Origin of the sequence: Vibrio sp. Isolate30 (assembly GCF_022397975.1) — a bacterium.
In the GTDB taxonomy this organism is placed as follows: domain Bacteria; phylum Pseudomonadota; class Gammaproteobacteria; order Enterobacterales; family Vibrionaceae; genus Vibrio; species Vibrio fortis.
Window position 1 is genome coordinate 199,594 of record NZ_JAKEUS010000002.1, and the last position, 23,851, is coordinate 223,444.

The 23,851-nt window shown below is 43.7% G+C and carries 24 protein-coding genes and 1 tRNA gene; 18 read left to right on the top strand and 7 right to left on the bottom strand.

Translation table 11 applies throughout. The annotated features are described in order from the left end of the window. The first annotated feature begins 132 nt into the window (after window positions 1-132). Window positions 133-582 (top strand): L-alanine exporter AlaE, encoded by a 450-nt coding sequence (locus tag L1D60_RS08110; RefSeq protein ID WP_239840625.1) that lies wholly within the window; start codon window positions 133-135, stop codon window positions 580-582. A 154-nt stretch (window positions 583-736) separates the two neighbouring features. Continuing rightward, window positions 737-824: transfer RNA gene (locus tag L1D60_RS08115), tRNA-Ser, on the top strand. A gap of 75 nt (window positions 825-899) precedes the next feature. Here the strand turns inward: L1D60_RS08115 and L1D60_RS08120 are convergent. Continuing rightward, entirely contained in the window at window positions 900-1,571 is a 672-nt protein-coding gene (locus L1D60_RS08120; protein WP_239840626.1) for a DUF1826 domain-containing protein, read from the bottom strand. Between the two features lie 269 nt (window positions 1,572-1,840). Here L1D60_RS08120 and L1D60_RS08125 point away from each other — a divergent pair, with 269 nt between their 5' ends. Next, on the top strand, window positions 1,841-2,773 hold the full coding sequence (locus tag L1D60_RS08125) for a LysR family transcriptional regulator (RefSeq protein WP_239840627.1): 933 nt from the start codon (window positions 1,841-1,843) through the stop codon (window positions 2,771-2,773). Window positions 2,774-2,776: 3 nt separating this feature from the next. Here the strand turns inward: L1D60_RS08125 and L1D60_RS08130 are convergent, their stop codons facing one another. Together L1D60_RS08130 and L1D60_RS08135 are read right to left on the bottom strand one after the other, a co-directional pair. Continuing rightward, a complete protein-coding gene (locus tag L1D60_RS08130; RefSeq protein WP_239840628.1) occupies window positions 2,777-3,529 on the bottom strand; it encodes a DeoR/GlpR family DNA-binding transcription regulator in 753 nt (250 codons plus the stop codon). Between the two features lie 9 nt (window positions 3,530-3,538). Next, complete coding sequence (locus L1D60_RS08135; RefSeq protein ID WP_239840984.1) at window positions 3,539-4,243, bottom strand: glycerophosphodiester phosphodiesterase family protein; 705 nt, start codon at window positions 4,241-4,243, stop codon at window positions 3,539-3,541. Window positions 4,244-4,487: 244 nt separating this feature from the next. Between L1D60_RS08135 and L1D60_RS08140 the strand changes: the two genes are divergently transcribed. The 12 genes from L1D60_RS08140 to L1D60_RS08195 all read left to right on the top strand — a co-directional run bounded on the left by L1D60_RS08140 (window position 4,488) and on the right by L1D60_RS08195 (window position 16,787). After that, entirely contained in the window at window positions 4,488-5,501 is a 1,014-nt protein-coding gene (locus L1D60_RS08140) for a C4-dicarboxylate TRAP transporter substrate-binding protein (RefSeq protein WP_239840629.1), read from the top strand. Between the two features lie 101 nt (window positions 5,502-5,602). Next, window positions 5,603-6,067 carry a TRAP transporter small permease gene (locus tag L1D60_RS08145; protein ID WP_239840630.1) on the top strand — a complete coding sequence of 155 codons (465 nt, stop codon included), beginning with the start codon at window positions 5,603-5,605 and terminating at the stop codon, window positions 6,065-6,067. A 9-nt stretch (window positions 6,068-6,076) separates the two neighbouring features. Then, entirely contained in the window at window positions 6,077-7,360 is a 1,284-nt protein-coding gene (locus tag L1D60_RS08150) for a TRAP transporter large permease (protein WP_239840631.1), read from the top strand. Between the two features lie 35 nt (window positions 7,361-7,395). Next, on the top strand, window positions 7,396-8,181 hold the full coding sequence (locus L1D60_RS08155) for an HAD-IIB family hydrolase (protein WP_239840632.1): 786 nt from the start codon (window positions 7,396-7,398) through the stop codon (window positions 8,179-8,181). A 761-nt stretch (window positions 8,182-8,942) separates the two neighbouring features. Further along, entirely contained in the window at window positions 8,943-9,926 is a 984-nt protein-coding gene (locus L1D60_RS08160) for a hypothetical protein (protein WP_239840633.1), read from the top strand. A gap of 71 nt (window positions 9,927-9,997) precedes the next feature. After that, window positions 9,998-10,987 (top strand): hypothetical protein, encoded by a 990-nt coding sequence (locus L1D60_RS08165; protein WP_239840634.1) that lies wholly within the window; start codon window positions 9,998-10,000, stop codon window positions 10,985-10,987. 3 nt (window positions 10,988-10,990) lie between these two features. Further along, window positions 10,991-11,602: a lipoprotein gene (locus L1D60_RS08170; protein ID WP_239840635.1), complete on the top strand. Its 612-nt coding sequence runs from the start codon at window positions 10,991-10,993 to the stop codon at window positions 11,600-11,602. Between the two features lie 84 nt (window positions 11,603-11,686). Further along, a complete protein-coding gene (locus L1D60_RS08175; protein ID WP_239840636.1) occupies window positions 11,687-13,180 on the top strand; it encodes a transglycosylase SLT domain-containing protein in 1,494 nt (497 codons plus the stop codon). A gap of 78 nt (window positions 13,181-13,258) precedes the next feature. Further along, a complete protein-coding gene (locus tag L1D60_RS08180; protein ID WP_239840637.1) occupies window positions 13,259-13,429 on the top strand; it encodes a hypothetical protein in 171 nt (56 codons plus the stop codon). 2 nt (window positions 13,430-13,431) lie between these two features. Next, window positions 13,432-14,238 (top strand): ETEC_3214 domain-containing protein, encoded by an 807-nt coding sequence (locus tag L1D60_RS08185; RefSeq protein ID WP_239840638.1) that lies wholly within the window; start codon window positions 13,432-13,434, stop codon window positions 14,236-14,238. 56 nt (window positions 14,239-14,294) lie between these two features. Beyond that, entirely contained in the window at window positions 14,295-15,284 is a 990-nt protein-coding gene (locus L1D60_RS08190; protein WP_239840639.1) for a DHH family phosphoesterase, read from the top strand. 249 nt (window positions 15,285-15,533) lie between these two features. Continuing rightward, a complete protein-coding gene (locus tag L1D60_RS08195; RefSeq protein ID WP_239840640.1) occupies window positions 15,534-16,787 on the top strand; it encodes a D-amino acid dehydrogenase in 1,254 nt (417 codons plus the stop codon). A gap of 107 nt (window positions 16,788-16,894) precedes the next feature. On the opposite strand, the gene L1D60_RS08200 is transcribed toward L1D60_RS08195, so the two are convergent. The 4 genes from L1D60_RS08200 to L1D60_RS08215 all read right to left on the bottom strand — a co-directional run bounded on the left by L1D60_RS08200 (window position 16,895) and on the right by L1D60_RS08215 (window position 20,761). Continuing rightward, the gene (locus tag L1D60_RS08200) at window positions 16,895-17,632 is read right to left on the bottom strand and encodes a dienelactone hydrolase family protein (protein ID WP_239840641.1); all 738 of its coding nucleotides are present in this window, start codon (window positions 17,630-17,632) and stop codon (window positions 16,895-16,897) included. 111 nt (window positions 17,633-17,743) lie between these two features. Beyond that, window positions 17,744-18,670, bottom strand: a complete 927-nt coding sequence (locus L1D60_RS08205; RefSeq protein WP_239840642.1) for a pyridoxal-phosphate dependent enzyme — start codon at window positions 18,668-18,670, stop codon at window positions 17,744-17,746. Window positions 18,671-18,797: 127 nt separating this feature from the next. Further along, window positions 18,798-20,087, bottom strand: coding sequence for a HAMP domain-containing sensor histidine kinase (locus tag L1D60_RS08210; RefSeq protein ID WP_239840643.1), 1,290 nt, complete (start codon window positions 20,085-20,087; stop codon window positions 18,798-18,800). After that, complete coding sequence (locus L1D60_RS08215) at window positions 20,084-20,761, bottom strand: response regulator transcription factor (RefSeq protein WP_239840644.1); 678 nt, start codon at window positions 20,759-20,761, stop codon at window positions 20,084-20,086. Before L1D60_RS08215 ends, L1D60_RS08210 begins: the two co-directional genes overlap by 4 nt. Before the next feature lie 129 nt (window positions 20,762-20,890). On the opposite strand from L1D60_RS08215, the gene L1D60_RS08220 reads away from it, so the two are divergent. Genes L1D60_RS08220 through L1D60_RS08230 form a run of 3 tightly spaced genes read left to right on the top strand, consistent with a single transcriptional unit; the run spans window position 20,891 to window position 23,821 of the window. Continuing rightward, window positions 20,891-21,910: a glycosyltransferase family 2 protein gene (locus L1D60_RS08220; protein ID WP_150895080.1), complete on the top strand. Its 1,020-nt coding sequence runs from the start codon at window positions 20,891-20,893 to the stop codon at window positions 21,908-21,910. Beyond that, window positions 21,907-23,382: a glycosyltransferase family 39 protein gene (locus tag L1D60_RS08225; RefSeq protein WP_239840645.1), complete on the top strand. Its 1,476-nt coding sequence runs from the start codon at window positions 21,907-21,909 to the stop codon at window positions 23,380-23,382. Before L1D60_RS08220 ends, L1D60_RS08225 begins: the two co-directional genes overlap by 4 nt. Then, the gene (locus tag L1D60_RS08230; RefSeq protein WP_239840646.1) at window positions 23,360-23,821 is read left to right on the top strand and encodes a GtrA family protein; all 462 of its coding nucleotides are present in this window, start codon (window positions 23,360-23,362) and stop codon (window positions 23,819-23,821) included. Before L1D60_RS08225 ends, L1D60_RS08230 begins: the two co-directional genes overlap by 23 nt. The last annotated feature ends 30 nt before the right edge of the window (window positions 23,822-23,851 follow it).

Genomic DNA, 23,851 nt, shown 5'->3' on the forward strand with positions numbered 1-23,851 from the left:
ATTTTAAATTTGAAATCTATCACTGCAAATCTTGTGGTTTAATAGTGGCATAATCTGGATGGGTAAGGTTTTACCCTTTTTATGTGTTACTAAATCGCTGTATTTGCAGTGATATATTTTGAGTTTTAATCAATGAAATCTCGTGGACCATTTTGTATCCGTAACGCAGCAGCGGACACTTTTGCTATGGTAGTTTTCTGTTTTATTTCTGGCATGATCGTTGAAATCTTTATCTCGGGCATGTCTTTTGAACAGTCTCTTGCATCACGAACGCTCTCTATTCCTGTCAATATTGCAATCGCATGGCCTTACGGTGTTTTTCGTGATTGGGTTTTGCGTAATGGCGCAAAGCTATCAGACAGTTCATTGGCGAAAAATTTTTCTGATCTAGTTGCATATGTTCTGTTTCAGTCTCCGGTTTATGCGGGTATCTTGTTCGCGGTAGGTGCCTCAACGGATCAAATTATTACAGCGGTAACCAGTAATGCCGTAATTTCATGCGGTATGGGTGTGTTATATGGCTACTTCTTAGATATGTGCCGCAAGTGGTTCCGTGTACCGGGTTACTATCAACAAGCGTAACCCTGTTGATATTTGGTCTGTTTTCAAACGAATCAGTTAATTTGTAAGCGAACAGACCAGTTAAGCTAACTTTTTTGACAATGCCCCTTGACCAAAGCAAGCAGAATCAATAAAGTAGCGCCTCGTTGAGCAACATAGCTTAACAACAAAATTTGGTGAGGTGTCCGAGTGGCCGAAGGAGCACGCCTGGAAAGTGTGTATACGGAAACGTATCGAGGGTTCGAATCCCTCCCTCACCGCCATATTCTAGAAAGCCTAGCAGCAATGCTAGGCTTTCGTCGTTTTAGGGCGTTTTGAAAGACTCATTTAGAATTGCGTTAGCCAAAATCCAACGTCAAAAGTAGTCGATTCTCTTGGGCAGAGACCATTGGTGATCTATGTACTAATGCTGTTTCTTCATTGCCAATCCACGCTCCACCTTTTAACAACGCTACATCGCCGCACGACAACTGTTGAACGTCACTTTGATCTTGGTATAAGCCTGATAGGTGGTCAGGTTGCCCGTTGCTACCGTGACCAAGCTTAGATCGATCCAATACATGATTAGGTAGCCATTGTGTTGCTGTTCCGTAGAAGGTGGTGACCAATCGACATGGAACTCGATCTACGTGGAAGCGGGGACACATGGCACTGTTTAGTGTTGCTAAGCGCACACCCGCATCTTTGAGATCGAATAAACAACAGAACATATCGACAAGCTCTGCAATATTCTGAACTAAAGCTGGCGGCAAGTCGTCGAGTGATCGTTGTAACTCTTGATAAGCGCTTTCAGAAGACACATTCACTGACTTGCTGAAATCAGGGTTATTGGCAACAAACTCCTCGATAGCTTGTGCTAACTCATCACTGAATGTGCGCTCCCAAACCACCATATTGATATGGTCTTGATAGATATCTGTCAGCACTGTTGGCAATTCCCCTGTGCTGTACGAAGGTGTATTGCTCGTTTCGGTAGCCGCAGAAAGTCGTTCAGTAGTCGCAGTGTTCATGGTGTCATCCCCAGTGTCTAAATCCGTTAAAGCGTGTATTGCATCTCGCAGTATTATTACAAAGTTAATAGTGAGATGTTATATCATAACAATTGTTGCAATCAAAATGCTGCGATTGAGTAGAGTTGGGATAGCTTTGGGATAGGAATAGAGATAGGTGATTTCAAGCACAGATTTTCCACCTTACATCAATAACAGGAATATTTGTCGAGATTAGATAGCAGTAAGTATGAGACCCTTAGCGAATAGCTGTAGTACAAGGATTAGTTATGCATCATTTCAATATACGCGCTTTGGAGTATCTCAACGGATTGTCGAAATATGGTTCACTGCGTAAGGCGGCGAAAATGCTCAATGTCGACCCTGCCGCGATGAGTCGTATGTTGGGGCAACTGGAAGCTCAGGTTGAAATGAAAGTGTGGGAGCGTAACAACCGCCAATCGTATTTGACTGAGGCTGGCAATGAGTTGCTCAATCACTATCGCAACATAATTCGAAGTGAAGCGGCGGTACTTTCTCAGCTAACGAAATTGAAAAACTTAACGGGTGGTAGTGTTAGTATCGCAATCGGAGAGGGCTTCATTACGAACTTGGTTTCTAAGCCGATGGAAACCTTTATGACTCGTTACCCAGATATTAACCTATCGATTGAAATCGCTGGCGCACTAGACGCAGTTAAACTTCTTGAAGATCAGCAGATCGATTTTGCTATAACGTACGCTGCTGCACCACATCCCAAGTTACATACTCATGTTGAGCGAAGTCACCCATTAGAGCTCATTGTTCCCAAAGGACACCTATTAACTTTAAAAGATGAGCCGACAACACTGCAAGATCTGCAAGCTTTACCTCTAGCGCTCATCGATAATTCGACCGGTATGGGGAGGCTTGTCCATCACGCGCAACAGGTGTCTCACGTGAGCCTATCACCAAAGCTACAGACTAATTCAGTGAGTGCATTGAAGAACTTTGTATCAGCTGGGCTGGGTGTCACGTTTATGCCTAAGCTAACGGTTTTAGATGAGGTTGAATCGGGTGAGATTGAGGTCGTACCAACTGATCTTGAGATTTTATCTAAAGCCCGAGTTAAAGTTCAGTCACTAAAAGGTCGAGCGTTAAGCCCTCAAGCGAGTACGCTGCTTGATTTCTTAGTTGAAAACACCCACTTCCTTCGAAGCGATGCAAGTGGGTTGGTCCGATAGTATCTAAGCTGAAGTTGTGTCTTCGATGAGGTGCACGCTTAGTTCTTCTGGAAGATTACGATTATTGGTATAGACGCGATCAAAGCTATCTAGAGATGCGACTTTTAGAGCTGCGCAGCGGTCCCATTTGCTTGCATCTGCCACTAGCCAGCTTTCACGACTGTTGGTGATAATGGCTTTGGAAAGATCTGCCTCTACTTGCTCATGCTCCATCGCATAGTGGCTACTTGTTATAGAGCCACAACCACAGATGCCAATGTCGGCTTCAAAATCTGAGAAGAATTTAACCACACTACTGCCAACCAAGTCTTGATGCTCTCGTCGCAAAAGTCCGCCTGCCAAGTACACTTCAATCTGCTCATTGGCTTCTAATATACGTGCAACTTGCAGGTTGTTGGTAATAACACGCAGTGAGGGCTTCGCAAGCAAATATTGAGCAATTCGGGTGACCGTTGTTCCAATGCCCATCATTATGGTAGCGCCTTCCGGAATCGCTTTAGCGACAGCCATCGCGATGCTGTCTTTACTCTCTGATTCGACACCAGTACGGAAACGATAACTGGTATTGGTGAGTGCTGTTGGGAGGCTCACACCACCATGAACACGTCGCGCTAACCCTTGCTCACAAAGTTGGTTTACATCGCGTCTGATCGTTTGTGTCGTGACTTCAAACTGCTCCGCAAGGTGGTCAATCTGAACATCTTGATTGGTTTTAAGAGTGGCAAGTATCAGTTTTTGGCGCTGGTTTAATTCCATATCGTTTCACTAAAATTGGTTTGGCATGTCGGTAATGATGTTATCGACACCCATCTCATAGAATCCTTTCGCTTTCGATGGCTCGTTGAGTGTCCATATCTTCAGAATTATACCCGATTCTTTTATCTCATTGGCGATGGAAATATCGAGTAGCTGGTGGTCGATATGAATACTATAAAGCTCCAAACTTAAAAGGTTATTTAGGCTTTGTTGATCCCATTTATCGCAGATAAAACCACGTCTTACTTCGGGATAGTGTGTTTTACATTGTGCCAATACGTCCTGATTGAAACTAGAAAACAGCAATTTGCCTAACGGATAATTGATACGTTCAACGGTCGCAAGTACTTCATCGGTTAGAGCTTGAGTTGAGTGTTGGTTATAGACTTTTAATTCAAGGTTTAAGGTTACTCCAAGCTCCATACACTTGAGCATGGCTTCTTCCAAAGTGGGAATGGTGGTTCCCACAAATTTGTGATCAAACCAACTACCTGCGTCTAACTTCTTAATTTCGTCTAGTGTGAGGTCCGAAAGCTTACCCTCGCCATCGGTACAACGGTCAACGGTTTCATCATGGATAACGACTGGGATTTTATCGGCGGTTAGTTGCGTATCAATTTCTATCCACTTTGCACCTGCTTGAGCTGCGCGTTCAATACCGATGATTGTATTTTCCGGTGCTAAAAGGGCTGCACCTCGATGGCCTGTGATCATATCAATGTCTAATTGTTCATTTGAAATTTGAGTGAACATTATCGTTCTCTCGTTACAGATTTATTACTATCCAGATGAAATTTCGAACACAAAAGTCGCATTTTATGGACAAGATCATATTTCCTGTAATGTTCAAATAAACATTTTTATGTTCATATGAATGTAATAATTGAATCGCATACTCAACCCAAATTTAGCCTTCTATACTCAATTGAAGTAACACATCCAAAACAAAGGATTCAAAATGAAAAAGCTAATAGGAACAGTAATGACGGCCGCAGCGCTTCTTGTCGGTTGTGGTCAAGCAGATGAAGCCACAACAGAAGCAAAGCTTGAACCGATTGATATCAATATGAGCTTGGTGTTCACTCAGAATGAGCTTCTAACGCAGGAGCTAGTAAAGGTGACGGACAAGATTCGTGAGCGTACGGATGGGTCGGTTAACATCAAAGTCTTCCCTGGAGGCCAACTGCCAGTTTACAAAGATAACTTGGAGCAAGTTGTCAACGGCGCGAACTGGATTGCTGTTGAAGATCTGACTTACCTTGGTGACTACGTTCCTGACTTTGCTGCACTTGCTGGCCCTATGTTGTACAACTCTTACGATGAATACCTAGCGATGATGGACACTGAATATGTCGCAGGCCTTAAACAAAAAGCTGAAGAGAAGGGCATTAAGGTATTAAACGCGGACTATATGTTTGGTTTCCGTCATATGATCACGAATAAAGAGATCGTTAATTCTGCAGACATGGCGGGGATGCGTATTCGCGTACCACAAAGTCAACTGTTCATTAGTACACTCTCAGCAATGGGGGCAGCACCAGCTTCTCTTCCTTTCCCAGAAACATACGCTGGTGTTCAACAAGGCGTTGTTGATGGTCTAGAAGGTTCTATTCTGACGATGTACTCAACGAAGATCTATGAAGTTGCTAAGAACATGTCGCTCACTAAGCACTTCCTTGGCTCTGTTGGCATCTACATTTCCCCAACTTTGTGGGACAAGTTTACGCCAGAGCAACAAGCGATTATCAACGAAGAGCTAGAAGCGGGTGTTGAATCTAATACTCAAGAACTGGTTAAGCTTGATGAAGAGTATAAGCAGAAGCTGGAAGAACTGGGTGTGACGTTCAATGAGGTGAACTCTGAAGAGTTTAACCAGCTGACGGCAGACGTTTACAACCAGTTCCCAACTTGGAGTGAAGGCGTTCACGCGACCATCATGAAAGAACTTGAGACGATTCGTGCGGCTCAATAACGACTAGAATTCCATTTGTTAATACTAGCGCCCCAAAGGTTTGGGGCGCTTTATTCCTATGTGCTCGCAGTATGTATGGTGAGCATATCTAGGAGGGGCTTTTGTTTTTATTAAGAAATCTTGAAGAAATCTTAGCGTCGATCTCTATTTCAATCACAGTGCTTGTAGTGATTGTAAACGTAGTTTTGCGTTATGGATTCGGCTTTGTTGTACCTTGGAGTGAAGAGCTCTCAGTGATCTGTTTTATCTGGGCTGTGTATCTAGGCATCAGCTCATGCTACAAGCACAAACTTCACATGGGCGTAGATGTCATAGTCGCCATGTTACCTACGCGACCTAAGCGCATTTTTAAGTTGGGAGTCTCTGTATTTCTATTAGGTATCAACATTTTAATGTCAGTGCTTAGTTACCAGTATTTGATGCTTTCTAGCAAAGTGACGCCAGTGATGGGCATGTCTTACTTTGCAATCAATGGGGTATTAGTGCTCAGTTTTTCCTTGATGGCTATCCACACAGTTAAGTTTATTGTGGACGATGTAGCTTCTTTAAAAAGTTCTAAGCAGTAGGTAATCTCAATGGAAAGCTATCTTCCAATTATTATTCTTTTTGTTCTTTTCCTACTAAATATTCCAATTGCATTTTCTCTGATATCGTCAGCAATGGTCTATTTCTTGTTTATCAACAACTCGATTCCCGTAACCTTAGTTATGCAAAGGTTCATCAGTTCGGCGGAGTCGTTTCCGCTGTTGGCGATCCCCTTTTTCATCATGGTGGGATCGGTGATGAACTACGCGGGTATCAGCAAGAGTTTACTCGCGTTTGCCGACTCAATGATTGGCCATAAGACGGGCGGCTTGGCTCAGGTTAACGTGGCATTGAGTACCTTGATGGGCGGTATTTCCGGTTCTGCGAACGCCGATGCCGCAATGCAGTCAAAAATCTTAGCGCCTGAGATGACCAAGCGCGGCTATGACTTACCGTTTACTGCGGCTGTGACTGCCGCATCTTCAAGTATTAGCCCAGTGATTCCACCTGGTATCAACTTGATTATTTTCGCGCTGTTGGCGAACGTTTCGGTTCATCAAATGTTTATCGCAGGTTATGTACCCGCGTTTTTGATGGCTCTGTCTTTGATGGTCACCATTTGGTTTATTTCTCGTAAGCGCAACTACAAACCTTCACGCTCGAAACCAGCGACAGCAAAAGAACGCTTTCATTACTTCTTTAAGGCTGTACCCGCTCTGTTGATCCCGTTCGGGATCATTCTTGGTATGCGCTTTGGACTCTTTACACCGACGGAAGCTGGCGCTATTGCGGTTCTACTTTGCGTCATCATTGGTGCATTTATCTACCGTGAGTTGAGCTTCAAACACATTCCACAAATTATGCGAGAGACGGTTCAAGGCACCAGTAGTGTAATGTTCATCATCATTGGTGCGATGGTCTTTGGCTATTACATGACGCTGGAGCAAATCCCACATAACGTCGCATCGGCATTGATAGAGCTAACAGATAACAAACTGGTACTGCTGCTATTGATCAACGTGTTACTGCTGGTGGTCGGTATGTTCATCGAAGGCGGTGCTGCGATGATTATCCTGACGCCTTTATTACTTCCTGCTGTATTGAATCTGGGTGTCAATCCGGTTCACTTCGGCATTATCGTGATCGTGAACATTATGATCGGTGGTGTAACTCCTCCATTTGGCTCCATGATGTTTACGGTGTGCTCGATATTGAAAGTCCGTATGGTCGACTTCGTTAAAGAAGTGGTTCCCCTGTTGCTAGCACTATTAGCGGTATTGATGTTGCTGACGTTCTCTGAGAGCGTGGTGATGTTCCTGCCGAATTTGCTTTAACACTGTTTCGTTAATCATTATTTAGAGGTGTAAAAATGAATTCGGTCACGAATGAATTAAACCAGAGTTGGAAAAACGTAGATTGGGTTTTGACAGATGTCGATGACACATTGACGTGGAAAGGCGAGCTGCCGCCAGAAACCCTCATCGCACTAAAAAAGCTTCGAGATTCGGGCAAAAAAGTGGTTGCTGTAACCGGTGCCTGTGCAGGGTGGTGCGATCATATTGCTCAGCTTTGGCCTGTCGATGCGGTACTTGGTGAGAACGGCGCGTTCATTATGGAAAAGAAGGGTGGTTATTTAACACTGCGCTCAGATGTTCCAATGACAGTGATAAGTGAGAAACAACAACAACTGAAACAACAAGTCCTGGATATATTGAAAGACTACCCAGACTTGGAATTAACATTGGATCAGTCTTATCGATTGTGTGAGGTAGCGATTGACATTGGTCAGAATAGAGCGCGTGTCAGTGAGCGTGTTATTGAAGACGTCGTTGCCAAAATCCATGCATTAGGAGCCCATGCCACCGCTAGCTCGATACATATCAATGCCTGGTATGGCGAACACTCTAAAAAAGCGACCGCGACGGCTTTCCTCAAGCAGAAAGGGTTGTCAGCCGAGGAGATACTCAAACACAGCTGTTATGTGGGAGACTCTATGAACGACCAATACATGTTTGAAGCCTTACCAAACAGCGTCGGTGTCGCTAATATTCAACACTATTGGCAACGCCTTGAACACCATCCTGTTGTTGTGATGACTCAACCTGGCGGTTATGGTTTTGCGGAGTTTACGGACAAGTTACTCGTGCTAAAATAGTAGGTAGACATGCTCACCCCTTCATAGGCAAAAGTAAAACTACCCTTAAGGTGGTATCTGTAATTTCTGTCTATGAAGGAATATTTAGCTGAAAAGTTCATTTTCTATTGGTGTTTTACCAGGTTGCTTGTCTCGATTTAAATAGAACTTACTGATGATTAACCTTCTCACGAGAACTATATTCCCGTCTAAATTCATTATTACGCATACTTATTTTAAATGTCATTTGGTTTGATATTAATTTCATTTATATCATTAATAGAACAAAAAATAGACATCACGTTCTCATAAATCCCACCACACCAATTATTTACAAAGTTGTAAGTAGTGATGTTTTTTTAAACATTATCGTGTTCATGTTGATCATTTATTTTAATCAATGGTGCCAAATCAGCTGTCAATAGCTAAGTTGTTATTGAGTTTTATGTCTCATTTTAATTGAATAAATATCACGTATTTAGTTAAAAATATGTGATTTTTCTGAACTGATATTCAATTTTTTTAAGACTTTGTTCACGTTTTTATCAATGAAAATTAAAGGGTTATTGTGTGATTTGTAATTTAAACTAACTGTCTCAAAATCAAGACTTTGTATTGTTTATTTTGTTAATTACTGGAGATTTTGTGTGTTTTTGATACTGGAAATCTATAAAAAATAAACATATTTCGCTCGAAAATGAATCGAAATATAAATTTGGTCATTTGAATGTTTAATTTTGTAGATATAACATTGCGACAAAATTTTTCGATATTGGTTCCAAATGTCTTCAAATAAAAAAATAGTTCGCTTTTTCATAGCGCTATTCGCGTTGCTTGTTCTTTCTGGCTGTCAATCGACAAAGCCTGAGTGGTACCTGAAGCCTCAGGCTGACAGTGGCGAGTACATTTATGCGGTTTCTCAAGCGCGAACTCTGTCTCATGCCAAGAAAATTGCTGTAAACAACATCAACGAAAAGTTATGGACCCAAGTTGAGTCATCTTTCTACATGAGAGACACAGTTCGAGAAACCAACGGTAAGGGTTTTTCAAATAGCCTAGTTGACAACAAAGTTAATACTAAGACTGAGTCATTGACGCTTAACGGTATTGAATATGTACAAATGGAAGAGAACGATCTTGGTGCATTTGTCGAAGTGCGTGTTAAACGTTCTCTCGTAACTCAACAGTTGATTCGCGAAATCAATGATCTTAACCGTAAGGCTCAAATAGAGCTTGATGCGCTCTCTCACGAAGATAAATTACTTTGGTGGTTAGACAACCGTAGTGTTTATCAAACCGAGCACGATGCTTCAGTGCGTATTGCAATGCTTTCATCTCTGAAGCCTAGTTATAAAGCTGACATCAACGCAATTGAACAGCTGACTATTACGCACCAAAAGCTAAGCAGTCAAATTAACATCCGCCTCTCGTCAGACAGAGAGTCAAGAAAAGCAATTGAACTTCTAGGGAATCAATTATCAGAGTTCAATATTGCGACATCTACTTCAAAGAATAAAAACCAAACTCATGTGTTGAAAGTGGATTCTGAGCGTCGAAGAAACAAAGTCGGTGATGCTTATATTTCAACCTTGGTCTCTAATATTAAAATTGTAAATAGCAAGTCGAAAACAGTGTCACGTAGTGAAATTATCTCTACGGGTAACTCTGTTACTAGCTACAAATATGCCGACGAAGGGGCAGCTCGCCACTTTGATGAGCAAATAAAAGAGAAAGGGATTTGGACTGCGCTAGGCTTACTCAAATAGCGATCTTCTAGTCCTAGAAAAATAAATAAAATAAATATATTCGGAGCGAATAGATGTTAAAGAAAACGTTAATGGCTAGTGCAATAATTACTGGTTTGAGTGGCTGTGTTATTAAGGAGGATGTTGTTTGTACTCCTGACACGCGCGTTGAGATTGAAACTGCGGAAATCCAGTTACCGTCTTCAGATAACTTGAAGGTTGTTGTGCTTCCTGTTGATCTTGAATTTAAGAACTCTGCATCGAAAAAAATGCAGTCTGCTATGCGTAATGCATTAGAGACACAAATTGATGAAACAGGTGCAAACCTTGTTGATCGTAAAATTGCCAATAAAGCGAAAAGCGAGATTAAATTGGCTGAACAGAGCGGTCGTATGAGTACCAAAGGTGTGCCAATTGCTGATTTCGCGATTATTACCGAGATTACTCACGCTGACTTAACTACGAAATTCAGTGAGCGCGATACCTATAAAAATAAAGACGGTGAAACTAAAGAAATTCCACCGTCATGTAGCTACGACTTTGATGTTGAAGCTGTAGCAAAAGTTGTGGCACTGCCTAGTATGGAAGTGATGAAACGCATCAAACTAGAGGGCGACTTTTACTCATCAACAGAGACTAGTAACTCTCGCTGTCCTGTGAGCGAATCAGGTTATGGTTCGATGGCGGCTAAAGCTGCAGCGGAAGCGGTAAATCACTCGACTGAACTTAACAAAATGTTAGCTGCAAGTGCTCCGGTTTTAGAGATGCGCCAATGTGAAGTGGGTACTCAGGTACGCATTGCGATGGGTAAGCAGCACAAAATTAAACCAGGTGCAGATATTATATTCTCAAACGCTGTTAAGTCTTTAGAAGGGGAAACAGAGATTTACCCAATTGGTGAAGGCTACGTTGTAAACAACGAAATCAATGCTGTAACTGACAAGTATTCTTGGGTAATGATTGATGAAGAAGTCTCACTAAAAGTTAAGAGAGGCACAATGAGTAAGGTGGATGCATCAAGTCTTCAATGCGATATCACTGATTTAGAGTGTCATGAACAAAACCTTAGGAATAGCTTTTAATTTATGAAAAAACTACTTATTGCAACCTCATTGGTAACAGTACTGGCTGGTTGTCAGAGCAACAATGCAACGGTTAAAGAAGCGCAAAACTTTGCACCATGTACTTTCCCAGATGCACCTACGGTATCAGCACCGGGTTGGATCTGTGATGTAATTCCTAGTGATATCGCTGTTGCCGCTAAAGGGTACTCTAAGAAGAGTGCTGCAGGCATGAGCGTGATGCGCAAAATTGCTGTGAATGATGCTCGCGTAAACCTAGCTGCCGAGTTTGAAACTGACGTGAGTAACCTATTCCAAGCAGCGACTGAAGGCGTGACTTCGACATCAGCTGCAGAAGGTGTAACGCTAGTGACTGAAGATGTTCAAGAGACATTCGAAAACATCACTAAGACAGTCGTGAATAAAACGTTAACCAACAGCCGCGTTATCGTAAGTCAAGCAAGCCCAACCGGTGGTTTATACGTTCTAGTGGGTATGGACCAAGCCGCATACGACGCGAACATGAATAAAGTAATCGATGAAGTTGGTGGTGAAGATTCTGCTCTTTGGGATCAATTCAACAACGAAAAAGCGGCAGCGGACCTTGCTGCAGCGTTCGATGCATTGAAAAAATAACCGCGAACGGAACCGCGATTAGTATTAGTGAAAAAGGCCGCCATTTGTGTGGCCTTTTGTCTCTATACACTCTGGGAGTGAACTATGTACAAAATGATCAATAAGACTGTTTTAGCTGTCGTTATCTCAGCAGCTATCAGTTCTCAGGCGCTTGCTGTATCAGAAGATCAAAAGCAGCAGCTAAACAGCGCTGTTGCTAAGGCGAGCCAGTCTCAAGACGACAAGGTCAAAGAGTTTCATGCTTACGTTAATGCCTACTTGGATGAATACGAAGCGTGGCGTGATGAATACACCAATAATCTTGATGAACGTCGAAGCGACCTCATCAAGACATGGGGTGAGGGGGAAGTTTCGTCTCAAACCAAACAGGTGGATTATTCTCAAGACGATCAAGTAAAAACGGCTGTCGATTACGAAACCAATACAGCAACAGTCTCTGTGTTGGTGGATGAAGATAGTACTCCGGAAGAGATCGAAGCACTGGTAAAAAATATCCCTGTTGAGGTTGCGGGTCAAAATGTTGAACTCGCCAAACTCAAGGCGGAAGACCACGCCGTGCTTTATTCGTTGGAGAAAGAGCAAGAAGAGAAAAACTTCGTTATCCAGCAGACGCAGAGCCAGATGAATGAGCTGGATGTGCAAGCTGAGCGACTGATTTTGTCTAATACCGGCATTCCTGACTCTTTCATTTACCAGCGTGCTCACAACAAGAAAATGGCACTACTGGCAAAAGCTCAGGAGCGTATTGCTGCGCAAACCAAACTGTATGATGAAATGCGTGCAAAACATGGTATTGAAGTGAAGCGACCAGAGCCGGCCGTTGAGGTGGTGAAACCCGTTGAAAAAGTCGAAGTACCAAAAGAGGTCGCCAAGCTAGAGCCAACGCCTACAGAAAAGCAGCCAACGAAAGTAGTTGAACAGGTCGTTGAAAAATCGCCACAGCCAGAAGTTGTAAAACCTAAACCGGTTGTTGAAGTTGCAGCAGCTCCGGTTAAACCGAAAAAAGTCATTAGCTATAAAGTTAAGCTTCCTGAAAACAGCCTTAAGGCACGTGCGAGCAAGTACAGCACCTTAGCTGAAAAAGAGAGTAAAAACTGGGAAGTTGATGCGGCGTTGATCATGGCAATCATGCACTCGGAATCGGCTTTCCGTCCGGATGCTAAATCACATGTGCCTGCGTTTGGCTTGATGCAAGTCGTCCCGACGAGTGCTGGTCACGACGTGAATAAACAAGTTCGCAACATCGATGCGCCGATGAAAGTGGCAGACCTATATCAGCCGGTTATCAACGTAGAAACGGGTACGGCTTACTTAGATATCTTGAACAGTAAATATCTTCGCAAGATCAAGAATGACGAAAGTCGTTTGTATTGTGTCATTGCGGCTTACAACACTGGTGCGGGTAATGTGGCAAGAGCGTTTAACAAAGACCGTTCTACCAGTATTGGCAAAGCTTCGAAGGTCATCAACCAGATGACACCTCAACAAGTTTATGACCATCTCGTGGTGAATCTACCGTACGACGAAACCAAAAATTACTTGAAGAAAGTAAACAGTCGTATCGCGTTATATAAGTAATAAATCAGGTAAGTAAAACAACAAAGTACATGTCACCCGGCATGTACTTTGTCTACCAATTAAGAATTGAGAGTAACAATGTTTAAAATTTTCGCTTTAGTATTCATCTGTTTCGGCATTTATTTAGGTCTTAATTACAGCGATGAAATTGAAAGTATCATGGATACCGATGCGTTTGAGCGAGTACAAGAGAAAGCTGAAGACGGTACAGATGCGTTAATGGACAAAATCGATGAGATCAAAGGTTAAAAATGTCTGAAGAACAAAACAAGGAAATTCAAAAAGATATTCAGGAAGAGTTACAAGAGCTTCAAGACACTCAAGAGTCTCTGTTGGAAGAGCAGAAGAAGGGCGGTATAGCTCGCACTATTGGTCTAGTGTCGGTGATTTCCATTGCTTTGGGCGGCTTCAATGACAGTTTTGATGCATTGGAGAAGATGTTCGATTTTGGTCTGTCTCAAATGACAGATATCCCGTCACATAGAAAGCTAGATAAAATTTATATTCGTTCATCTGCTGAGACGTTAGATCAAACATTTGGTGCGCCAGTTTATATTAAACGAGCGTCAACGGATGACGTCATTAAGTACTACCAAGACGATAATTTCATCCTTTCTGCCATTACCCGAGACAATGCGATCGTCGCTTATCTTGTTTTCCCAAATGAAGGCTTCGCGCCAGAAACGCTAGAGCATGCGGGTGGTTCGGAGTTCTTTGCTCAAACGTTTAGTTCAATCGAGAGTGTGAATGAGATCCGCGCATCGTTTGCAAGAACAGGTAACTACTACATTGAAGAGAATAATGGTGGCGAATTTGGCTACTTGTATTCTTCTATCAGTGGTGCAAGTGAGTTTATCTCACCTATGTCACAAGAAAACAGGAAGTTACTTTCTGAAGTGGTGGATGCACTGACAATGGATGATAACATTGTCGAAAGCGTACAATCTTTGCGCAAAAATGCGAAGCCGAATTTTTACGGATACAGCACCTTAGGTGTGGGTGCTTTAGAAGAAGCGATTCTATCTAATACTGAGTATCGACTAATTCATAAGATTTAGAACCTCTTATTTTCTCTAGCCTCTTCAGAGGCTAGTTTTCAATGGGCGATTTCAAAATGGCAAATATTGAATTTGAAGCTTTCTTAGACAAGCTGAAAGCGAATAAAAGAGTGATTGTGCAGGCTCATGATTTTCCAGACCATGACGCGATCTCCTCTGCTTATGCGTTGGCTTATCTGCTTAAAAACCAAGGCTTGAATCCGTTCATCACCTTTAAAGGGCACATCGATAGAGTGTCACTGAGAAATCTTATCGATTGGCTCGAAATACCAGTATCTAAACCCGAAGATCTACGTTTGAAGCCGGACGATAAAATCATTGTGGTTGATGGTTGTATTGGTGAGAAGAACATTACTGATTTCACTGGTGAGGAAGTCGGTGTTATCGACCATCATCAGGTGGAAGCGCCGGAGTCGGTTTGGTATAGCGATATTCGATCTAATTATGGTGCTACTGCCACTATCATGGTTGAGTACTATCAATATTTTTCCATTGATATGCCTAAGCGTGTGGCGACTGCATTGTTGGTCGGTTTGAGTTTTGATACCGCCAACTTCACCCGAAGCGTAGGGGCTTCAGATCTTAAGGCGCTTGCGTACCTGCAAGCCAAAGCCGACAACGCGATCGTAAATAAGATTTGTCGAAACCAAGTTCAATTTGAAGAGCTGCAGCTGTTCAATTCGATGCTTGCCGGTATGCGTCGCGAGAAAAATGCTGCTTTTGCTGTACTGCCTGAAGGATGTCCTAAAAACATGCTAGGTGTACTGGGTGACTTTCTTTTGAGCGTTGATGAGCTTGATATTATTGTGCTTACCGCGAGAACGAGCGATAAAACGTTTATTTCACTTCGCTCGGAGTGCTCGGAAAATAATGTCGCCAAGGTTATTCAAAAAGCCTTGAATGAAAAAGGCATTGGTTTTGGTGGTGGGCATCCACATATGGCTGCGGGGATGATTCCAAGGAAGTTTCGAACGGGAGAAGAGCTTGATTGCCTGTATGAGTTAATTCGTCCGAGCCTTGTTCTGGATGCCGCTAAAGCATCATAATTTTACGTTCTTTACTGTCTTTATTGTTACCTTGCTAAGTTTGCTGACACCGCTGATAACATAAACTTCAGCGGTGTTTTTGTATTCTGAAACCGTAATTTTGTGTAGGAAAAAGCCCCATAATCAGTGTATTAGGTGGTTAATATCTCTAAATGACTTTTAGTCAACGCTATCAAGCTTGTCAAATCAACATCTGATTCATAAAGTGTCCCCAAGTTACGAAAATGTTGCTAAAACAGGGGCAGGGCAATGGAAGTGATTGTAATTGGTAGTGGTGTAATTGGATTGACCAGTGCTTGGTACTTGGCCAAAGAAGGGCACAAGGTAACGGTGATCGACCGCCAAGATAGCAGTGGTAAAGAGACCAGTTTTGCCAATGCAGGTCAAATCTCTTATGGTTACTCTTCCCCTTGGGCTGCTCCTGGGATTCCCGTTAAGGCTCTTAAATGGTTGACGCAAGAACATGCACCGCTGAAAGTGAAACCTTCACTCTCGCCTGCTTTGATTCAATGGGCAACTCAGATGTTGTCTAACTGCAGCCCAGCAAAATATGCGATCAATAAATCACGCATGTTACGCATTGCAAATTACAGTCGAGATTGTTTAACGGAGCTGCGTGAAACGGAAAACCTTGACTATGAAGGCCGTCAGCAAGGAACGCTTCAAGTATTCCGTGATGCTAAGCAGCTAGAAGCGATTCAACAAGACATGAAACTGCTCAAAGAGAGCGGTATTGAGCACTCTTTGTTGAGTGTTGATGAGTGCATTAAGGTCGAACCGGGGCTTGAATCCGTTAAAGATAAGCTTGTAGGTGGGCTGTATTTACCGGGAGATGAAACGGGTGATTGCCACAAGTTTTGTATTGAGCTGACTGAAAAAGCCAAAGCCTTGGGTGTTGAATTTAAGTTTGATACTGAAGTGCACTCGCTGAACCGTCAAGGCTCATCGTTAACCAGTATTAACACCAGTGCTGGCGAGTTGAAAGCAGATGCTTTTGTTTTGGCGACGGGAAGCTATTCGACTGAGCTTTTGAAACAGATCGATATTGATGTGCCTGTTTACCCTGTGAAAGGCTATTCATTAACACTGCCGATCATCAACGCAGACAAAGCGCCAACCTCAACCGTGATGGATGAAACCTACAAAGTTGCGATGACACGCTTTGATGACCGCATTCGTATTGCAGGGACTGCTGAGCTGGCCGGTTTCAACTTCGATATACCAGAGAAGCGTAAAGCCACCATTGATATGGTTATTAAAGATCTCTTTCCAGAGGCTGGCGATCACGCGAAAGCCGAATACTGGACTGGGTTAAGACCTATGACGCCAGATGGCACGCCAATCATAGGTAAGACGCCGGTAGGCAACCTGTACACCAACACCGGTCATGGGACTTTGGGTTGGACCATGGCATGTGGTTCAGGAAAAATTCTTGCGAGTGTGGTGAGTGGAAAAGTACCAGAAGTTGAAAGTGGCGATCTGAGTGTATCTCGATATCAGTAAAATCTTGTAGATACGCGATTCGAAAAACTCGGTGAAACAATGAGATATAAAAAACGCCTTCAATATATGTGAAGGCGTTTTTCGTATTTTGCGGCTCTTACATTGAGTTATTGTGTAGCGGAAGCAAGCACGTCGGTAAAGCGAGCCCAAGACTTTTGGTCGGCTTCGAGCTGATAGTTCATAGAGCCAAACACTGTGAATGCATGAGGAGCGCCGCTATACGTCAGCATTTCATGTTCGACATTCGCCGATTCCAGTTGCTCAGCCAGATTTCCAAAATCTGCCATTGAGATCATAGCATCCGCAGTACCATGGAAAATGACAACCTGAGATGGCGTTTGGGAGTAGTCTTGTCCCTCGGGTGTAGATAGCCCACCATGAAAAGAGACATAAGCCTTAGATGGAATGGCGGCTCGGGCGGCTTCTAATACAGCAGCACCTCCAAAACAGTACCCCATCATGACATTGTTATCGAGGTTGCCACCTAGTTTCTCTGCTTGAGCGGCCGCACCAATGAGCAATGAACGCATCTTTTCACGGTCTTTGTAGAGCTCACCCGTGTGTTGTTTCTTGTCTTTCACTTCGGTAGGACGAATGCCTTTACCGAAAAGGTCTACAGCAAATACGTTGTAACCAAGTTCATTGAGCATCTCTGCTCGCTTTTTTTCATAGTCAGTCAAGCCATCCCAATCATGCACAAGTAGCACCAATGGTGCATTGTCACTGGATTCACTCCAATAGCCTTCGTATTCAAGACCATCCACCGTATAAGGTATATTTTCTCCGGCCATTAGAGGGGCACAAAGAGCTGCACTGAGTAAAGATAGAGCGGTTCGAATTTGCATAGTTCCTTCCTGTCGGTATTTTCCTATTGGAAAGTATAGAAAAGAACTTTATGGCTGCATGACGGATGAGATAAAAACGAGATATTACTTCTACCGCTAAGCCTAGAATGACTACCAATCTAGCGTCTGACTGGCCGTGATATCTGGGTATTTACGCTGATAGCGGGGCAACATAGATTCATTGCCGAGCAAGCCGCCTTGATGAATATAGATGAGTGTTTTGTCAGGGTTGTCTTGTTGCCACTGTTCCAAACAGTGCCACATCAAAGGGTCGTAGAGTAGATCAAACTCCACATCGGTCTCTTCTAGAAGGTCGAGCCACATTTGGTAATCTCGTTGATAGAGTTTTCCAAAGTGATGTTTAGACTCTAAAGGTAGAATCTGAGGATGGTCGTCTTCACCTAACTCGTCAAACTGTTTTGTCAGGTAGTCATTACCGCCAACACAAGCACAGGTTATGACTGGGATATTGTGCACTTTAAGGTGTTTATGAAGATAAAGAGCCGTACTCCCAGTACCAGCCGGTAGCGCAACGACAAAATTGTGTTTCGGTTCGAAGCGTGTCCAACTTAAGATCTCCATAGCGAGCTGTTTGACGCCATATTCGGACATTTTACTGCGCCCTCCCTCGGGCAGTACGATACATTCCGGTCCTGGCTGTCTGATTTGCTCGATGTACGCTCTTGGATGAAGATCGCTAGCGACCACTTGCATGCTGATCACTTTAGCACCAAGGTCTAATGCACCCCGGTAGTTTCCTATCGGTTTATCAATGAGCCATTGGGGTAAATGGTCAACGTAAAACTCCAACTTCCACCCTTTAATTTTCGCTAATGCCGCCAACGATAATAGCGAGTTTGCTTGCGCTGAGCCGTAACAGATCAAGGTATCTATGTTTGAGTGCTCTTCTTCGAGCAATTGCATGAATTTGCGAGCTTTGTTGCCGCAGAAATGTGAGTGCAATTGGTCATCACGCTTTAAGAAGAAAGTGCGGCCATTAAACTGGTGTTGGGTGATAGGGCTGTTGTTGAGTTTCATGTTGAGTAGGTGCCAAGGGACACTTGTTGAACATTTGGGACGCGCAGTATCCGGCAACTGATTGAGCAAGTAAACCGATTGAATCAAAGTTTGGGTGGATGAGCCACCCAAACATTGAAACTTGTGTTTATTCTAAGTGAGACGAGGTGTTCGCAGGTTGGTCAAACACTACCAGTGCCACACAGCCACCGTTTTGATGATTGATGAGTTCAAAGTCCCAGTTGTATCGACTACATAAATCATCGACGATCAGTAGACCTAGGCCATGTCCACTTGGGTTGTATTGTTCGGTGAGGCCTTCTCCTTGGTCATGGATACTGATCAAATGTTGGGTCAGGGTGATTGTCACTTTGCCATGATTGGTGGCAGCAATGGCATTTCTCAGCAGATTTCCAATCAACATGTTAAGAATCGCACTGGTGGCACGAACACTCGGTTCACCTTCCACTTCTAGTTCAACATTAATTTGTTTTTCATTCGCTTGTGCGGAGTTTTTAGCGATGATCTGCTCTAACTCTTGCTGAGTAAAGAGTCGAATTGGTGCGTCATCTTGATTGCGTTCATAGCGTACCAACCCTAAAAGGGCGTCGACCATTTCTGACATCTGAGCAACGGCATCGTCAACGCGTTTTACTTGGCGATGTTGGAACTCAGTCATTTGGCTGCGTAGAAGTAGTTTGTTAGAGCCTCGCGCAACCGTAAGCGGTGTGCGCAATTCGTGGCTAGAGTAGCGAGCAAAAGCTTGTTCTCGTTTTACTAGTGCATTGATTTCACTTCGATAATCATTAAGTTGATTGGTGAGCTGACGAAACTCAATGGCTGCACTGTCTTGAACTTTAAACTCTTGGTTTAGGTTACTCTTGTTGCTCTCTAGTTGTCTTGCCAAAGAGTTGAAGGGCTCAATGAGACGTTGAGACAGTCGGTATAAAAGAGCGCCGAAGCTGAAGATCAAAACCGCTAACAAGGTGAGAACCAGAGTGGTTGCATAAAATAACTCTGTGACATCAAACTCAATACGATCAATCTCGGAGAGTAATATAAGTGGGTAGGTGACGCCTTCATGCGAATACTCGCCCACATACACCATACGCGAATGGGGTTCGTCACCCACTTCACCAAGAAATGTATCTTTATCTCCGATAAAGCGCTGATAGCGTTCAGGAATGAGACTGCGGTCATTGTAAGCGATGGTTAGGTCGTCAATGCGTATTTTCCCATTCGCTCCTGCTTCAAATAAACTCACTGCATAATTACGGTCAATAAGGATACGTCGTTCACCAACGCGGTCTTCCGATTGGTACATAGCAACAAGAAAAACCGCATAGACGAAGGCGGTGATGATCACGGCCATCAACCCAAAGAAAAGCGCTAGACGACCAGTTAGACTTTTGGTGCTATTGAGTACATTGAGGATCACGAATTCGACTCCAATCTAAAACCGACTTTAGGCACGGTAATCAACATTTGTTGGTCAAAGGGTTTGTCTAACTGATTTCTTAACTGGTAGATGTGGCTACGCAACACGTCATTGTTTGGCTCGTCTTCTTCCCATAGTTTATAAGAGATGTCTTCGCGAGTAACGACATCCGGCGCACGTTTACACAGCATCTCAAGGATGGTGTAAGTGGTTGGATTGAGGGCTAATAATTTGTCTTGTCGATAAGCTTTACGTGTCTTTTGGTCAATGCTGATTTCACCAAATACCAATTTGCTGGATGCCACCGTGCCGTGGTACCTGCGAACCAAGGCTTTCATTCTTGCTTCAAGAATATCGAGGTCGAAGGGTTTGGTGAGGTAATCATCGGCCCCATGTTCAAAACCTGCGAGCATATCATCTCGGCTGTCTAGGGCTGTCAGCATTAGAATCGGGGTCGTGTTACCGTTCTCACGCAGTTTATTACATACGGTTAGGCCATCCATGCGCGGTAACATCAGGTCTAGGATAATGATGTCGAACGAGTTATCCGTGGCGAGTTGTAATCCAAGCTCACCGTTATCGGCGTAATCGAGCTCCATACCAATGCACTCAAAATAGTCGAACAGCACACCAGCGATTTCACGGTTATCTTCAACCAACAGAACACGTTTCATTTTATTACCCATAAGCACTTATTTTGTTATAGCGATCATCCTGAATTGACGTGAAAAATATGTCAATAACATAACTTTCATGGATGGGAAGCTAGTCTGCTTCGGAATCAAAAAATAGAAGACCGTATTATGACTGAACTTCACATCAATTCGCGCCGCTCAAGCGAGGCTCAAATTAGCCCAGCAATCTCGTTGTCTATCATTGTGCCTTTTTTTAATGAAGAGGAAGTACTGCCCGAGTTTCACTCGCGCTTAACTAAGGTTCTTGATGAATTGCCCATCTCGAGTGAGATCGTTTATGTCGATGATGGTAGCAAAGACAATAGCTTGGCTTTGGTGGAGTCGTTTAAGTCAATTGCGAGCTCTATTTCAGTTATTGGTCTATCACGTAATTTTGGTAAAGAGTCTGCGATGAGCGCAGGTTTAGAACATTGCCGTGGTCAAGCGGTGATCTTATTGGATGCGGACTTACAAGATCCGCCGGAACTGATTCCAGATATGGTTTCTAAGTGGCGAGAAGGTTATGACGTTGTCAATATGCAGCGCAGTCAGCGCGATGGCGAGACTTGGTTTAAGAAGTTCTCAGCAGCAAGCTTTTATCGCGTAATGAACGCCGCAGCAAAAATCGATGTACCTGAGAACGTTGGAGATTTTCGTCTGCTAAGCCGTGAAGTTGTCGATCACATCAATCAGCTTCCAGAGCGTAACCGCTACATGAAAGGCATCTTCTCTTGGCCTGGCTTCAAACAAACCACAGTTCAATTCAAACGCGATGCACGCTTTTGTGGTGAGACCAAATGGAACTACCTCAAGCTACTTGGCTTGGCGATGGATGGCATCACCTCTTTCTCTATTCGACCACTACGTATCGCAACCGCGCTGGGCAGTATGGTCGCTCTCAGTGCCTTTGTTTACGGTATGTTTATCATCTTTAAAACCTTGATGTTTGGTGAGCCGATTACGGGTTATCCATCGATGATGGTTGTCCAGTTGGCGCTTGGTGGTATCCAGCTTCTTAGTATTGGCCTGATGGGCGAATACATTGGCCGTATCTTCATCGAAACCAAGAATCGCCCTTTATATCTCATTCAATCTGTTGTCGATAAACCGGCACTCAAAACAACGTATAAATTAGAGGAATCAGCATGAGCCTGAACAGAACGCACCTGTGGTATTTATTAGCCTTCGCGCTAATTCTTAGGTTGCTGTCACTGGCGACGTATCCGTTGATGGATACTACTGAAGCACGTTATGGCGAAATGGCTCGCTTGATGGTTGAAACAGGCAACTGGCTTACACCGCAATTTGACTACGGTGTGCCTTTTTGGGGTAAGCCGCCACTGTTTACTTGGATGAGCGCTGCTGGCATCGAGCTGTTTGGTTTGAGTGAATTCGCAGTCCGTGCTCCTCATTGGCTAGCGGGCGTATTCACTATCTTATTGATCGCCTATTTTGCTAAACGTACCGGACAGAGCGCATTGGTTGCTGCTGTGGTATTGGCAACGTGTGGCATTTTCTCGATTGCTGCGGGTGCGGTGATGACGGATATTGCCCTGACGTTGGCTATGACCATCGCTATGCTCGGCTTCTACCTGTGTTGGAAAGGAGAGGGCAGCAAGCGTATTAATAATGCTTGGGGCTATGTCGGTTTCATTGGTCTTGCTTGCGGTCTGCTTGCCAAAGGTCCTGTCGCGATTGTAATCATGGTTATCGCGGTTTTCCCGTGGCTTGCTTTACAACATGGATTGATTGGTGCATTCAAAGCCTTGTGGCAGCGTTTTCCAATTGTCTCTGGTTTAGTGTTAATGATGGCGATTGCTCTGCCTTGGTACATCATGGCAGAAATGGCGACACCGGGTTTTATCGATTACTTTATCGTTGGCGAACATTTCAAGCGTTTTGTTGTAAGCGGTTGGGAAGGCGACCTGTATGGTTCCGCTCACGACGAAGCTCGAGGCATGATCTGGGTGTTTTGGATTCAAGCTGCAGCACCTTGGTCGATTGTACTGCCAATACTGGCATTTGCTCGTCGCCAGAAGATCAAAGAGCAAAATCAAACCAACAGTGGCTTATTTTCGTTCCTAATTTGTTGGCTGATTTCACCACTGCTGCTGTTCACTATGGCGGGAAATATTCTCCCTGCTTACGTGTTACCGGGGATTCCAGCGTTAGGTTTGTTAGTAGCAATGCTGGTGGTAGAGAAAGATAAGAAGTGGTTCTCAAGTGTCGCGCTAGTTCTACCTGTGCTATTGATGATTGCGATGGTGTATTTGAACCTTGGTAAGGCGAATGAAAAGAGTGACCGCATTATCTTCAACCATATTGAGGACGACGCTCCAAGTTATTACATAGGTAAGCGTCCATTCTCAGGTCAGTTCTATAGCTTAGGGCAAGCCAAAAAAATCACCGACATCTCAGAGGCTGATACGAGTGATAAGTTCTACTTGATTGGTAAGAAGGCAGAAGTTGAGTCGGTCATTGCACAGAATGCATTGAGCTGTGTGCGAGAACCCGTTGAGAAACAGAAGCGCGCGCTATTCAGTTGTAAGCCAATGAGTCCGACAGCAGTTGCAGAGCCCGTTGCCGTAAAAATTCTCGATGAAAATGCCATTTCACTTTAGAACGATGACCTCAAGTATCGAAAGAGTATTGAGGCCTCATCATCAGCTAATTAAGTTTGCATGTGTTGGTGCTGGTGGATTTGTCGTTGATTGTGCCGCTTTTGCACTGTTTCATTTTGTGGGTGATTTGTCGGTGATGTGGGCAAGAATGTTGGCCTTTCTAGTCGCGGCAACCAGCACTTGGATAGGTAACAGAGTACTAACGTTCGAATACCAAGGGACAGGGTCACGCAGGGATGATTTTAAGCAGTGGCAAAAGTTCATGACCTCCGCAATGATATCGGCTGTACCCAATTTGATATGTTTCAAGGCTCTCACATTAATACTGCCTGAATTTTATGGCTCGCTGTTTTTGGCTATGGCGGTCGGGGTGTTGGTTGGAATGGTCAGTAACTACTTACTCAGCAAGGCTTGGGTGTTTAAACAAACTCAAGCTTAGCCACTCATCTAGCCACAGAAACAAAAAAGT